A 576-nucleotide genomic window follows, 5' to 3' on the forward strand; every position below is an offset into this window, starting at 1 on the left:
GCCGACCGCGGCGAGCCAGCGCACTGCGTTCTCGTCATAGCGACCGAAGTTGCCCTGGGCGAGGTTGAGCAGCGAACCGCTGGAAAAGGCGGTGATGGTCCCCGCCTCCGCGGCGCGCTGGGCGACCACGGCGTTGTAGGCCACCGCACCGACGCCGCCGGGCATGTAGGTGACGCGCATCGGTGCTTCGAGCAGGCCGCTGTCCTTCAGGCCGCTCTGGGCCAGCTTGCAGGTCAGGTCGAAACCGCCGCCGGGCTTGGCCGGGGCGATGCACTCGGGGCGCTTGGGCGCGGCCAGCAGCTGGCTGGAGAGCAGCAGGCAGGACGACAGCAGGGCGATACGGCTGAGTCTGGTTTTCATCGGGTAGTCCTCGCGTTCTTGTTCTGTTTACCAGATCGGCAGGCTGTAGCTGACGATGAAGCGGTTCTCGTCCAGATCGCTCTGGAAGTTGCTTCGCGTGGTGGCGTTGCGCAGCTTGAGGCCAAGATTCTTCAGCGGGCCGCTCTGGATGACGTAAGCGATGTCGGTGTTGCGCTCCCAGGTCTTGCCTTCGCTGGCGCCGGCGCCGCGGTCGAC

The 576-nt window shown here is 66.7% G+C and carries 1 protein-coding gene and 1 pseudogene; both read right to left on the reverse strand.

Going from position 1 to position 576, the window contains the following annotated elements; translation table 11 throughout:
- Positions 1 to 360: pseudogene (locus CXQ97_RS21110) on the reverse strand (tripartite tricarboxylate transporter substrate binding protein); the annotation flags it as partial.
- 27 nt (positions 361 to 387) lie between these two features.
- On the reverse strand, positions 388 to 576 hold a 189-nt coding region (locus tag CXQ97_RS21115), incomplete at its 5' end, for an OprD family outer membrane porin (protein ID WP_146069756.1).

Origin of the sequence: Arthrobacter sp. B0490 (genome assembly GCF_002929355.1) — a bacterium.
Classification (GTDB): domain Bacteria; phylum Actinomycetota; class Actinomycetes; order Actinomycetales; family Micrococcaceae; genus Arthrobacter_D.